Raw genomic sequence first — 12,106 nt, forward strand, 5'->3', positions numbered from 1 at the left:
TGATAAAGCTATGAGTTCAAATAAAAAACTATTTATTCAAACACTTGGTTGTCAGATGAATGACACAGATAGTCAACATATCGCAGCTGAGTTAGAAAAACATAAAGATTATTCACAAACTGATGTTATGGAAGATGCTGATTTAATTATTATTAACACATGTTCTGTAAGAGAAAAACCTGTTCAGAAGCTATTTTCTGAAATTGGTCAGTTTAATAAAAAGAAAAAAGATGGCGCTAAAATTGGTGTTTGTGGATGTACTGCATCGCATTTAGGAAAAGATATTATTAAAAGAGCACCTTATGTTGATTTTGTTGTAGGTGCAAGAAATATATCTAAAATAAAAGATGTTGTAGATATTAAAGGTTCAGTTGAAATTTCAATTGATAATGATGATTCTATGTATGAATTTGCAACAGCTAAAACAAACCAATATAGAGCAAGTGTAAATATTTCTGTTGGATGTGATAAGAAATGTACTTATTGTATCGTACCAAGTACTAGAGGAGAAGAGCTTTCAATTCCTGTTGAAATGATTGTTGACCAAGTTCAAAAATCAGTTGATCAAGGTGCAGTTGAAGTAATGCTTTTAGGGCAAAATGTTAACTCTTATGGTAGAAGATTCTCTGATGGTAGAGAAAAGTCTACTTTTACAAAACTTTTACAAGAAGTTTCAAAAGTAGAAGGTTTAGAGAGAATTAGATTTACCTCTCCTCATCCTTTACATATGGATGATGAATTCATTGAAGAGTTTGCAAAAAATAAAAAAATATCAAGATGTATTCATATGCCTTTACAAAGTGGTTCAACATCAATTTTAAAAGCAATGAAAAGAGGATATACAAAAGAATGGTTCTTAAACAGAACAGAAAAAATAAGATCATTAGTACCTGATTTAAGAATTACTACTGATATTATTGTTGCATTTCCAGGTGAGTCTGAAGAAGATTATTTAGATACTTTAGATGTAGTAAAACAAGCAAAATTTGATCAAATATTTAACTTTAAGTACTCTCCAAGACCTGGAACAGAAGCTTTAAATATGGAAGATTTAGCAGTGCCAGATAAAATTGGAAGTGCTAGATTAATTGAATTAATCGAACTACACAAAAGACATTTAGAAGCTATTATGCCTACATATGTTGGACAAACTTTTTCTGTATTAGTTGAGAGTTTAAAAGCAAATGGAGAAGTTTGTGGTTTCACTGATAATTATTTACAAGTATTTACAAAAGGAAGTGATGAACTTCTTGGTAAATTTGTAAATGTTAAAATTACTAGTAATTCAAGAACATCGTTAAAAGGTGAAATAGTTCAGTAATGAAAAAATATTTTAAGACAAATATTTTACCTTACATATTATATTTTCTTGTAAAATTTATTTATTTTACAAACAAAAAAGTTTTTCATCACTCTAAAATTAGCAGTGATGAATCTTTTATCTTTGTTGCATGGCACGGAGATTTACTAGCTCAACCTACTAATTATTTTAAATTCAGACCAAATGGCACTGTAAAAGCAATGATAAGTCATAATAAAGATGGTGAAATTATTGCAAAAATTTATGCTCTTTTAGGAACAGGATTAATAAGAGGTTCTTCTTCTAAAGGTGCAGCTAAAGCTTTAATTAGTACAATTAAAGAAATCAAAGCAGGTTCAGACGTAGCCTTAACACCAGATGGTCCTAGAGGTCCAAGATTTAGTGTTGCTCCTGGGGTTGTTGCAATTGCTCAAAAGAGTAATGCAAAGATTATTGTTTTAAATTCAAAGCCATCTAAATATTGGCAGTTTAGTTCATGGGATAAATTTATTTTGCCAAAGCCTTTTGGAAAAATAGATTTTTATTTATCGCAGCCTTTTAGTATTGAAGGCTTAGAATTAGAAGAGGCAAAAGAGCTTATCAAAGATAAAATGATGGCTCATTCAATGCCTTAAAAAGTTTAAATAGGAAGTATATGTTTACTAAAGAGTCTTTATATATTAATGCTATTAAATATGACACGCAATTAAAACTTGATTATAAAAAACTAAGTGATAATGAAATCACTGAAGCTAATAATTCTGTTTTTTTAGTTGATGATGAAATTTTAGCACATGATATTGCTCATAAATTAAATACTTCACAAAAAGAGATTAATAACACTTATATCTCAACACTTTTAATTAGTGATACAACTAAGTTAGTTCCAAAATCAATATCTTCAAAATTAAAAGATTGTGAAATTGCTGAACTTAATAGTGAATTTGATATTGCTGTTTTAAAAACAACTCTTTTTGAAACTAAAAACTATTTTGATAAAACAGGTGTTGATTTTATCTATTCTGCTTTTCATATATTAAATTTACATATTGAACAAAATATTTGTAAAAATCAATTATTGATTTTTCTATTTAATAATAAAGCATTTATTCTAATTTTAGGAGATGATGCTTCTATTGTATTTAATAAAACAGTAGATTTACCAACTTTTGAATCGATTAAAAAAACACATTTTTATGAAGATGATATTGCAGGACAAAAACTTTTTGATGAAATTTATTATTTAGAATTAAATGAAATAATTCATAATAATCTTAATGAATTTTATGAGAAATCTAAAAATGTATTTGTAGAAAAAATTGTAATTTTATATGCAATAAAAGAGCTATCAAATGAGCAAATTGAACAATTAAGTGATGAATTACTAGTACCAATTGATTATCATCCCATAAATATTGATGAAGAGATTTTTGAACTATCAAAAGATAAGCATTTAAAAAAGAGTTTTATCAAACCTAGAAAAAAAGCTAAAAAAACTAATTTTAACAATCTGTTCATTTTAATATTTTTCTTAGCTGCTTTTTTTGGTATTTATAAATTATTTATAAATATGGAAGAGAAACAAGAAGTAGAAAAGCAAGAAATCAAAAAGTTTGTAAAGCTACCAGATCATATAAATATAAATGATAAAATTGATAAGCGTATAAAATCAGTTTTTAAAAGAATACCTTATGATATTGTTGTAAAAAACTTAAAACTTGAAAAAGATAGCTTAGAAATTAATGCAACACTATTAGCTGATGATACTTTTATAAAATCTGTAAAACCATCTTTAGATGATATTTATAAGCAAATAGATATTAAAGTTGAAGATGATAAAAAGAATATGATATCAGCTAAAATTACTGCAAAAGAAGCTTTAGAATTAGAAAATATTGTTTATAAAACATATACTGATAAATATATAACAGATGAGTTTTTACCAATTTCTAGAGTTAGTGAGCAATTAAAAATATTATTCCCTGAAGATACTATTGTAAAGTTTAATTCTAGTAAAAATGAAGATATTACAAAATTTTTCTATTCTGTAAGTATGTTAGTAAAAACTCCAGCAGAGTTTTTTAATACAATTAAGATGTTAAATAATGAATTATATTCTATTAATATTATGTATCCTGTAATAATGACAAAAAATATAGATGGTTTTTTAGAAATAGAGTTTAAGTTAGTATTTAATCAGCCAAAATAAGTAAAAAATTGTAAGAAGTTATAAACTAAAAACTTTTACCAAGTTTTTAGTTCATTGTAAATTGAATCTCTCTCAACAGGAGTAAATCCAGTATTTTTAATCAAGTCAACAAACTCTTTTAATGCAACTCCTTTTGCACTAGTTGCACCTGCTGCACTTTGAATTGATTCTTTCTCAATTGTTCCATCAACATCGTTTGAACCAAACTCTTGAGCTATTAAAGCTAATTTAACAGTTGATGTTGCCCAGTATGCTTTTATATTAGAAATATTATCTAAAACAATTCTAGCAATTGCATAAGTTTTTAAAATCTCAACACCTGTTAACGGTGCTTTGATTTTTAAGTAATTATTCTCAGTTTGATACACAAGTGGAATAAAGGCATTAAAACCACCTGTTTCATCTTGTAAGTCTCTTAGTCTAATCATATGATCAATTCTATTATCTCGGCTTTCTACATGTCCAAATAGCATTGTGGCATTACTTTGTTTTCCAGCTTTATGCCAAGTTTTATGAATTTCAATCCATTGATCAGAAGTAACTTTTCCACCACAGATTTTTTTTCTAACTTTTTCATCAAAAATTTCTGCACCACCACCTGGCATAGAATCTATTCCATGTTCAATCATCATATTGATTAACTCTTGATATGTAAGATTATACTCAGTACTTAAAAAGTGAATCTCAGCAGCTGTTAATGCTTTTACATGAATAGAGGGAAAATTCTCTTTTATTTTTTTAAATACATCCATATACCATTGTAAACCAGTATCAGGGTTATGTGCTGATACAATATGAACTTCTTTAATATCATTTTTAGAAGAATTTTTTACAATTTCAAGTATCTCTTCATGAGTCATTGTATATTGTAAGGGATTTTTTCTACTTGCACTATAAGCACAAAACTGACAAACATCTTTACAAATATTTGTTGGATTTATATGTCTATTAATATTAAAATATGTTTTTTTACCATGTTTATTTACTCTAATTCTATTTGCATATTTTGCAAGTGTAAATAAATCTAAATCATAAAGTTTAATAGCATCTTCATACTCTAATCGTTCATTATTTTCTAATTTTTCTATAATACTCATTTTATTCCTATTTACAGTCAAAGTCTTTAGTATTTTTATTATATCTACCCATATGAATAAAACCTATACATGTTTTATTTATGTCATTATCATAAAATCTAACTTTATATACTTTACTTTTATATCTTGTTTCTTTATCTTCAACACTTAATTTATTAATTACTTCAATTTGATTAATATTACCATGTCCCAAAGTTGCTAAAATTTCAGTCATCTTATCTTGCTTTAGTGTTTTTAAAATTGTAAATACAGCAATACCTGCAAGAATTAATACTGTTATAATAACAATAGTTCTTCTTGGTAATCTTCTTATCTCACTATTACTCATTATCATTTTCCACAAGTGGTAAGAATGAACATTTCTCACCATCGTAAGACTCTAATGTTCCATCTTCAATTCTATAATACCAACCATGAATTTGTAAACTTCCATCTTTAATCTTTCTTTCAACATCTGGGAATGTAAGTAAGTTTTCCATTTGGTGAACTACTGAAATTCTTTCAGTTGCTCTATATAGTTTTTCTTTATCACTTTTATCTTGAATAGCTAGAAGTGTATACTCTTTTGCTCTTTTCCCTAGTTCTAACCATTTTTTAACATGGATTAAATCAGGTGAATCTCCAATATCTTGATATAAACTTTTACAAGCACCACAATGTGAATGTCCACAAATAATGATATGTTTTACGCCTAATACAGATACTGCATATTCAATAGCAGCAGAACTACCATGGAAATCATCATCAGGACTATATGGAGGTACAAAGTTTCCTACATTTCTTAAAATAAACATATCTCCAGGTTTTGTATCAAGCATCAAATCAGGTGTAATTCTACTATCACTACAACCTACAAAAAGAATTTCTGGCTTTTGACCATTTTCTACTAAGTCTTGTACATTTCCTTGAAATTTAGGGAAAGAAACTTCTCTAAATTTTTGGTTACCTTTTATTAAATCATTTATTATCATTTTAATTCCTTTAGAATTTTACATACTTTTATTAAATCATCTTCATTTATATCTATTTTAGCAATAAGTCTAATAATTGCACTTTTAACAGTCGGCTGTCTAATGGCTCCAACTAAGTAATTTTTATCTTGTAAAACTGCTTGTATTTCTTTTACTTTTTTATTATCTCCTATATCAATAGGAATAATTAAACTTTTTGATTTGATATTTAAAATATTATGTATAATAGTTAAATTCTTATTTATCTTTTCTTTTAAGTCTTTTTTATTTTCAATTATATATTTTAATGATTCTAATCCAAGTGCAATATCAAATAATGATGGTGCAGTTGAATAGATAATAGGCTTAGCTCTATTTACTAAAAAATCAATGATTTCTTTTGAAGCTAAGATATAAGCTCCATAAGAACCATAGGCTTTTCCAAGAGTTCCCATTTTTACATGATATTTATTTGGTTTTATTTTATAATAATCAAAAAGACCTAATAAATTATCTCCAATAACTCCAGAACTATGAGCTTCATCAACTAATAAAATAGCTTCATATTTAGATGATACATCAAAAAATTCTTTTGGCGCAACATCCCCACCCATAGAGTAAACACCCTCAATAGCAATAACTTTTCTACCACTTCTTGTATTAGATAAAATCTTTTCTTCTAAATCTTTATAATCATTATGCTTAAAGACAATAACTTGTTCAGGTTTTAAAAGTTTAGTGCTAAGTATTCCACTTGCATGATACTCTTCATCAATAAATAAAGTGTCATTTTTTCTACATAAAGCTTCAATCATAGCTATGTTTGCAAGAAAACCAGAACCAACTGCAACGCCTGCTTCAAAGTTATTAACTTTACATAAAGTATCTTCAAAATCTTTATGTATTTGATTATATCCATTTACAAGCATAGATGCTTTTGGACTTGTATACTGTTCTTGAAGTACTCTTTCATAAGCTTTTTGAAAAATGTTTTTATTGACAGATAATCCTAAATAGTCATTTGAAGCTAAGTCAATTATATTTTTATTAAATATTTCTCGAGTTCTAAAACGGTTTGATTTTTTAATAGATGATAGTTCTTTTGAATACAAAAAGTTCTCCGTAAGTGTTTAATTATATTAACTAAAAATTGCTAAATAAAACTTGAATAAATTGTTTGTAACAATGATGCTAGTTTAATGCTACTAATTGTTGTTATACTTTCTTTACTAATTTTATATACAACCCAAAACAAAAAAGGTGGAAGTTTACTAACAACTTTTCTTTCACCTTTTATAATCCTAATAGCAATATTTTCCAAGACTTTTAATACTTTATTTTGTAAGATACTCAAATGACAGAAAATAACAATAGAATCTTTAAGATAAATGAATTACCTTACTTAGAATTAAAATATAGTACAACATTTTTTGAATGTCCTCAAAAGCATTACCATAATATGATATGTCTACTTGGATTAAAAGAAGGTAGTGCAAAATTTATCATAAATGAGAAAGAAATTATTCTTAAAAAAGATAAAATTGTTGTTATAAATCCTAATGAAGTTCATTATTCTATATCAGACGAGCAGAATCAAGATTATTATGTGATTTACATAAATAGAGATTGGTACAAGGCCTTACAAAATCAGATATTTGAGAGTGAAGATATAGTTTCAATGCCAAATATAATAAAGAATTTAAATATAAATAAAGATTTTTTTGTAGTATTTGATTTTTTATATAAAGATAATGAAGTTATTGAAAAAGAGATGAAATTATTAGATTTTTTAAAAGCAATTTTTAATTTATCAATAGATGAAAATAAGTTTTTAAAAATAAAAGAGCAAACAAAAATTGCAAAAGATTTTAAGCAATATATTGAAAAGAATATCTCTTCAAAATTAACATTAACTTCTATTTCAAAAGAGTTAAATGTAAGTGCTTTTCATATTATTAGAGTTTGCAATCAAGATTTTGGATTATCAGCAAATGCATATATAGTAAATAAAAGAGTTCATAGAGCAAAAAAACTAATAAGTGAGGGTGTTGATATTTCCCTAGCTGCGGTTGAAGTAGGATTTTATGATCAAAGTCATTTAACAAATGTTTTTAAAAAAGTTTTTGCAATGACTCCAAAAGCATATCAAAATGATATTTTAAAAAGTATACAAAGGGAAAAAATTGAATAGTTTAAATTTATTAGATAAAAATAAAAACTTTAATATTTTATTAGCAGGAATTATAGGTTTATTTATAGGTGTAGGAGTTGCAAGATTTTCTTATACTTCACTATTACCTTCAATGTTAGATGATAACTCTTTATCTTTAACTTTCTCAGGTGTTTTAGCATCACTAAATTATGCAGGATATTTATCAGGTTCAATTTTTGCAATTTTCATAAAAGATATTAATACTAAAGTAAAATACTTTAGATTAGGTATTGTTTTATGTATTTTAACAACAATTATTATGGGAATTACTACAAATGAAGTTTTATGGTTACTTGGACGAATTATTGCAGGCTTTGGTGCAGCTATGGCTTTGGTTGTAGGAGCTGCAATAGTAATGACAAAATTAGATTTTGAAGATAAAACTAAAGCTATGGGAATATATTTTTCTGGTATTGGAATAGCTCTTGCCTTATCTGATGTAATAAGTAGATATGTTTTATATATCTCATCATGGCAAACATCATGGATAGTTTTAACTTTAAGTGGTGCATTAGTAGCTTTTTATCCTTTATATATTTTATCATTTGACAAGCAAATTACTGGAAATAATGAAAAACATCCTTTTAATAAAGCACTATTTTCTCCTTTTGTTGTAATTTTAATTGCAGCATATTTTACTGAAGGTGTTGGTTTTGTTATTCAAGGAACATTTCTTCCTACTATTTTAAAATCGCTTCCTGGCTTAGAGCATGTTGCTGGATTGTCATGGTTATTAGTTGGACTTGCAGGAATTCCTGCTGCTATTATTTGGATGAAACTAGCACATAAATATGGAAGTGTAAATATAATTATAATTGCAATGTCTATTCAAATTGTGGGTATTTTAATTCCAACAATGACTAGTAATATATATTTAAATTTATTATGTGGAATTTTATATGGGGGAACATTTACAGGTTTAGTTGCTTTATTTATGAACTTAGGTGGTAGATTATCAGGTAAAAACCCAGTTATGTTAATGGGAGCATTAACAACTGCTTATGGAATAGGGCAAGTTACAGCTCCTTTATATGCAGTAAGTTTAACTGAGTGGACTGGTAATTATGATTATGCTTTATATGTTACAGCTATTATTGTATTTAGTGGAGTTATTATGCTTTTAGGTGCTAAAAAATTTAAAAGTTATGTTTCATAAAGTATTTTAAAGAGTGATATTTTCAAGTAGTTCAATTTGATTATCAACTACAATTATTACATCAATACAGTATGCAACATCTAGTTTTTTAATTTGTAAGTAATACTCTGTGCTTCTTTTGATTTTTGATAATTTTGAGGGTGTTATATTGTTTACAGCAACTTCATAATCATTTGCTGATTTAACTTCACAAAAGTGATAGATATTATTCTTTGTAGCAATAATATCTATTTCACCTAGTTTTTTAGCATAAAAATTTTGTTCGATTATTTTATAATCTAAATCTTCTAAAAAAGATATAGCTTTTTTTTCTGCTTCATCGCCTTTTTGTCTACTCATAAAAGTATATTTTCAACCGCCACCAACAAATTGAAGAAGTTCAATCTTGTCATTATCTTTTGGAATAAAATCTTTCCAATTGTCTTTTTTAACTATTTCCATATTAACAGCTGCTGCCATTACTTTATCTTCAATTTTTAATTCTACTATTATTTCTTGTAGTGAAAAATTATCATTAAAACTTTTATCTTCACCATTAATTGTTATTTCCATTTATCACCTTTATTCTTTTTTTATATACTCAATCATATATCCAAGACCTCTAATATTTGTAATAAAGTCTTCTTTTATAACTTTTTTTAATCTATTTACTTCTGCTCTAATTGTAGCATTATCAATATCATCATCTTGCCAGACAAACTCTCTAAACATATCATAATTTACAGCAGAATTCTTATGTCTTGCTAGAAGTTGAATAATCTGAATTTGTCTTTTAGGTAGAGTATGTGCAACATTATTATACAAAAGAGTTAAAGTATTTGTGTTGAAACTATAGGAATCTGATAGTTGTTTATTCTGTTTTGGAACTATTTGTGACTGTGATATTTTATTTATTCGTAAAGTTAACTCTTTTAAATGGAAAGGTTTTTTTAAATAATCATAACATCCAAGTTCAAAGGCCCTTGATATCTCTTCTATATCTATAAGTGCTGAAATAAAAATTGTTGGAATAAGTATATTTTTTGCATGAAGTGCTTCTAATACCTCAAAGCCATTAATATCAGGCACATTAATATCAAGTATTAATAATTCAAAATCTTCTTCTTCTATAATTCTTAGACAATTTGTTCCATCTCTTGTAGTTCTTACTGAATGATTTGTAGTTTGTAAATATTGTATAATCGCTCTGTTTAGCATTACATCATCTTCAAGTAATAAGATTTTCATTTCGTCTCCATTTATATATATGCGAGTATATCATTTTCTTACATTTATTACTTTAAATCTATCACCCATTCCAGTTGGCTCTAATAGAGTTTTAACATTTTGAGTTTGTCTTAAATATGTTGATTCATCAACATTTGCTTTTAAAATTTCAAGTAATTCAATAATTCCAAACTCAACTAAAGCTTTTAGTTGAGTATTAAAAATTACATCTTGAATATCATTATTTTTAAAACAATCACTTAAATGATTAAAATGTACATCATAAGTAATATCAGATTTCTTATATAACTTTTCTAAATCTAAGTCTTCTTCAAATATTGGATAGACGGCATGTTTTTCATAAATTCTTGCAGAAAAATCATTTCTTGGATATCTATCTCCATAATCAAAAGTTAAAAATTCAAAACTAGTTATATTTTTGCAAAGTGTATTTACAAACTCTTCATAAGATAAGCCAACTTCACCTTTTGTAATTTGATATTTCTGACAATGTTTTATGATTTTTTCATCAATGCAGTCATGAAATTTTATTTTGTGATTTTCTACAAAAGCTTGCTGTAAAATATCTTTATCATTTGTATAAACTAATTCACAAGAAAAGGCATCAAATATTTCATTTGCTAGAACAAAGGCATTTTCAAGCTTTACATCTTGCAAATCATTATAATGCTTTAAATTTATAATATCACCAAAAGATTCTTTAATATACTCTTCTTGTTTTTTTTGTAAATTTGGAAACCTTTCAACTATTGAAAAGTTTAATGTTTCTAGAAGTTTTGGTTTTAGTGTGTAGATAAATTGAATTACATCAGCAAGTAAGTAACCATGATGTGCACCAATTTCAAGAATTGTAGTATTAGAAGGTAAAAAGCCATCTTCAATAGATTTTATAATCTTTTTTGCAATTGCTCCACCAAAAAAAGGTGAGGTTGAAACAGATGTGTAAAAATCACCATCTTTCCCTATCTCTTTGTAAGTTGCATAATAGCCATCATTTCCATATAACCAGTCATTAAAATATTCACTAAATTTAATCATTGCTAATTGTATCGAAATTTTTATGCTCTAAATATAAAGCATGGGGTGTAAATAAAAAGATTGCTCTTTTTATTTACAAGTATCTATTACAGATTCAGCATTTGGGTAAAGATATACTTCCACTCTTCTATTTAATCCCATATTAGAAGCAGAATCATTAGGTGCTACTGGTTTATCAAAAGAACATCCTTTTGAGAAAATTTGATTTTGTACTCCTGAATTATAAATTATATTTCCAACATTTGAAGCTCTTTTATCTGATAGTGTTTTATTATAAGAGTGAGAACCTCTACTATCTGTATGACCTGTTACTTGAACTAAAGTATTTGGATATTTTTCTAATACAGATGTAACTTTTGATATTTTTGAACTAGCACTCATAGTTGGAGTTGCAGAGTTTGTTTCAAACATCATAGCATCTCTAAACATGATTTTTACGTAATTATCAGTATTTGAAACAATTAAATCTTGATTTGGATCTAAGACTGCATTTGGATTATTATTAACATTTGTATTTAAACTATCAGCAACTTCTTTTGCTTGCTTATCTAAACTATAACCAACTGCTCCACCAATTGCAGCACCAACAACAGCACCAACAACTTTATTTCTACTTTTACTTCCACCACCAATATTATTCCCAAGAGCAATACCAGCTAAGGCTCCTAATGTAGTACCAATTATTGCTTTTTGATTATCATCAATAGTTTGATTTCCAGTTCCTGTTGCACATCCACTAATCATCGCAGCAGCTATTACAGAAGATATCATTAATTTTATTTTCATTTTATGTCCCTTAGTATTTTATTTAATTATTTTAACATATTATTACCTTATTGTGAAATAATTGTTATATAATTTGGTAATTAATATGTAATAAACTTGTGTTATACTTATTATAATTAAATTAAGGATTT

General features: G+C 26.6%; 14 protein-coding genes. 5 read left to right on the forward strand and 9 right to left on the reverse strand.

Features of this window, described 5'->3' with window-relative positions:
• Window positions 1-10: 10 nt before the first annotated feature.
• The 3 genes from miaB to GBG18_RS05435 are packed head-to-tail and all read left to right on the forward strand — an operon-like array spanning window position 11 to window position 3,509.
• Complete coding sequence (gene miaB / locus GBG18_RS05425) at window positions 11-1,321, forward strand: tRNA (N6-isopentenyl adenosine(37)-C2)-methylthiotransferase MiaB (protein ID WP_152189109.1); 1,311 nt, start codon at window positions 11-13, stop codon at window positions 1,319-1,321.
• Entirely contained in the window at window positions 1,321-1,935 is a 615-nt protein-coding gene (locus GBG18_RS05430; protein ID WP_152189111.1) for a lysophospholipid acyltransferase family protein, read from the forward strand. The genes miaB and GBG18_RS05430 overlap by 1 nt, the downstream gene beginning before the upstream one ends.
• 20 nt (window positions 1,936-1,955) lie before the next feature.
• A complete protein-coding gene (locus GBG18_RS05435) occupies window positions 1,956-3,509 on the forward strand; it encodes a DUF8569 domain-containing protein (protein WP_152189113.1) in 1,554 nt (517 codons plus the stop codon).
• Window positions 3,510-3,544: 35 nt separating this feature from the next.
• Here GBG18_RS05435 and mqnE read toward each other — a convergent pair whose 3' ends face one another.
• From mqnE to GBG18_RS05455, 4 genes are read right to left on the reverse strand one after another with little or no spacing between them, the layout of a single operon-like run.
• The gene (mqnE, locus tag GBG18_RS05440) at window positions 3,545-4,606 is read right to left on the reverse strand and encodes an aminofutalosine synthase MqnE (protein WP_152189115.1); all 1,062 of its coding nucleotides are present in this window, start codon (window positions 4,604-4,606) and stop codon (window positions 3,545-3,547) included.
• Between the two features lie 7 nt (window positions 4,607-4,613).
• Window positions 4,614-4,934, reverse strand: a complete 321-nt coding sequence (locus tag GBG18_RS05445; protein ID WP_152189116.1) for a hypothetical protein — start codon at window positions 4,932-4,934, stop codon at window positions 4,614-4,616.
• Window positions 4,927-5,577: a carbonic anhydrase gene (locus GBG18_RS05450; RefSeq protein ID WP_152189118.1), complete on the reverse strand. Its 651-nt coding sequence runs from the start codon at window positions 5,575-5,577 to the stop codon at window positions 4,927-4,929. The genes GBG18_RS05445 and GBG18_RS05450 overlap by 8 nt, the downstream gene beginning before the upstream one ends.
• On the reverse strand, window positions 5,574-6,668 hold the full coding sequence (locus tag GBG18_RS05455) for an aminotransferase class I/II-fold pyridoxal phosphate-dependent enzyme (RefSeq protein ID WP_152189120.1): 1,095 nt from the start codon (window positions 6,666-6,668) through the stop codon (window positions 5,574-5,576). The genes GBG18_RS05450 and GBG18_RS05455 overlap by 4 nt, the downstream gene beginning before the upstream one ends.
• A gap of 242 nt (window positions 6,669-6,910) precedes the next feature.
• Between GBG18_RS05455 and GBG18_RS05460 the strand changes: the two genes are divergently transcribed.
• Both GBG18_RS05460 and GBG18_RS05465 read left to right on the forward strand, forming a co-directional pair.
• Window positions 6,911-7,747, forward strand: a complete 837-nt coding sequence (locus GBG18_RS05460) for an AraC family transcriptional regulator (protein ID WP_152189121.1) — start codon at window positions 6,911-6,913, stop codon at window positions 7,745-7,747.
• Window positions 7,740-8,924, forward strand: a complete 1,185-nt coding sequence (locus GBG18_RS05465; protein WP_152189123.1) for a YbfB/YjiJ family MFS transporter — start codon at window positions 7,740-7,742, stop codon at window positions 8,922-8,924. The genes GBG18_RS05460 and GBG18_RS05465 overlap by 8 nt, the downstream gene beginning before the upstream one ends.
• 6 nt (window positions 8,925-8,930) lie before the next feature.
• Here GBG18_RS05465 and GBG18_RS05470 read toward each other — a convergent pair whose 3' ends face one another.
• The 5 genes from GBG18_RS05470 to GBG18_RS05490 form a co-directional block, all read right to left on the reverse strand.
• The gene (locus GBG18_RS05470; RefSeq protein WP_152189125.1) at window positions 8,931-9,263 is read right to left on the reverse strand and encodes a YraN family protein; all 333 of its coding nucleotides are present in this window, start codon (window positions 9,261-9,263) and stop codon (window positions 8,931-8,933) included.
• 12 nt (window positions 9,264-9,275) lie between these two features.
• Window positions 9,276-9,476 carry a sulfur carrier protein ThiS gene (gene thiS / locus GBG18_RS05475; RefSeq protein ID WP_152189127.1) on the reverse strand — a complete coding sequence of 67 codons (201 nt, stop codon included), beginning with the start codon at window positions 9,474-9,476 and terminating at the stop codon, window positions 9,276-9,278.
• A gap of 9 nt (window positions 9,477-9,485) precedes the next feature.
• Window positions 9,486-10,151 (reverse strand): response regulator transcription factor, encoded by a 666-nt coding sequence (locus GBG18_RS05480; RefSeq protein ID WP_152189129.1) that lies wholly within the window; start codon window positions 10,149-10,151, stop codon window positions 9,486-9,488.
• Between the two features lie 30 nt (window positions 10,152-10,181).
• Window positions 10,182-11,189 carry an SAM-dependent methyltransferase gene (locus GBG18_RS05485; RefSeq protein ID WP_193311079.1) on the reverse strand — a complete coding sequence of 336 codons (1,008 nt, stop codon included), beginning with the start codon at window positions 11,187-11,189 and terminating at the stop codon, window positions 10,182-10,184.
• Between the two features lie 69 nt (window positions 11,190-11,258).
• On the reverse strand, window positions 11,259-11,975 hold the full coding sequence (locus GBG18_RS05490; RefSeq protein ID WP_152189130.1) for an OmpA family protein: 717 nt from the start codon (window positions 11,973-11,975) through the stop codon (window positions 11,259-11,261).
• Window positions 11,976-12,106 lie beyond the last annotated feature (131 nt).

Source organism: Poseidonibacter ostreae (assembly GCF_009208075.1).
Classification (GTDB): Bacteria; Campylobacterota; Campylobacteria; order Campylobacterales; family Arcobacteraceae; genus Poseidonibacter; species Poseidonibacter ostreae.

Bases quoted from the DNA above. Each gene is read 5' to 3' on its own strand.
- thiS (WP_152189127.1), bottom strand. From the start codon at position 9,476: ATGGAAATAACAATTAATGGTGAAGATAAAAGTTTTAATGATAATTTT.
- GBG18_RS05435 (WP_152189113.1), top strand. From the start codon at position 1,956: ATGTTTACTAAAGAGTCTTTATATATTAATGCTATTAAATATGACACG.
- GBG18_RS05445 (WP_152189116.1), bottom strand. From the start codon at position 4,934: ATGAGTAATAGTGAGATAAGAAGATTACCAAGAAGAACTATTGTTATT.
- GBG18_RS05490 (WP_152189130.1), bottom strand. From the start codon at position 11,975: ATGAAAATAAAATTAATGATATCTTCTGTAATAGCTGCTGCGATGATT.
- GBG18_RS05470 (WP_152189125.1), bottom strand. From the start codon at position 9,263: ATGAGTAGACAAAAAGGCGATGAAGCAGAAAAAAAAGCTATATCTTTT.
- miaB (WP_152189109.1), top strand. From the start codon at position 11: ATGAGTTCAAATAAAAAACTATTTATTCAAACACTTGGTTGTCAGATG.
- GBG18_RS05485 (WP_193311079.1), bottom strand. From the start codon at position 11,189: ATGATTAAATTTAGTGAATATTTTAATGACTGGTTATATGGAAATGAT.
- GBG18_RS05480 (WP_152189129.1), bottom strand. From the start codon at position 10,151: ATGAAAATCTTATTACTTGAAGATGATGTAATGCTAAACAGAGCGATT.
- GBG18_RS05430 (WP_152189111.1), top strand. From the start codon at position 1,321: ATGAAAAAATATTTTAAGACAAATATTTTACCTTACATATTATATTTT.
- GBG18_RS05450 (WP_152189118.1), bottom strand. From the start codon at position 5,577: ATGATAATAAATGATTTAATAAAAGGTAACCAAAAATTTAGAGAAGTT.
- mqnE (WP_152189115.1), bottom strand. From the start codon at position 4,606: ATGAGTATTATAGAAAAATTAGAAAATAATGAACGATTAGAGTATGAA.
- GBG18_RS05460 (WP_152189121.1), top strand. From the start codon at position 6,911: ATGACAGAAAATAACAATAGAATCTTTAAGATAAATGAATTACCTTAC.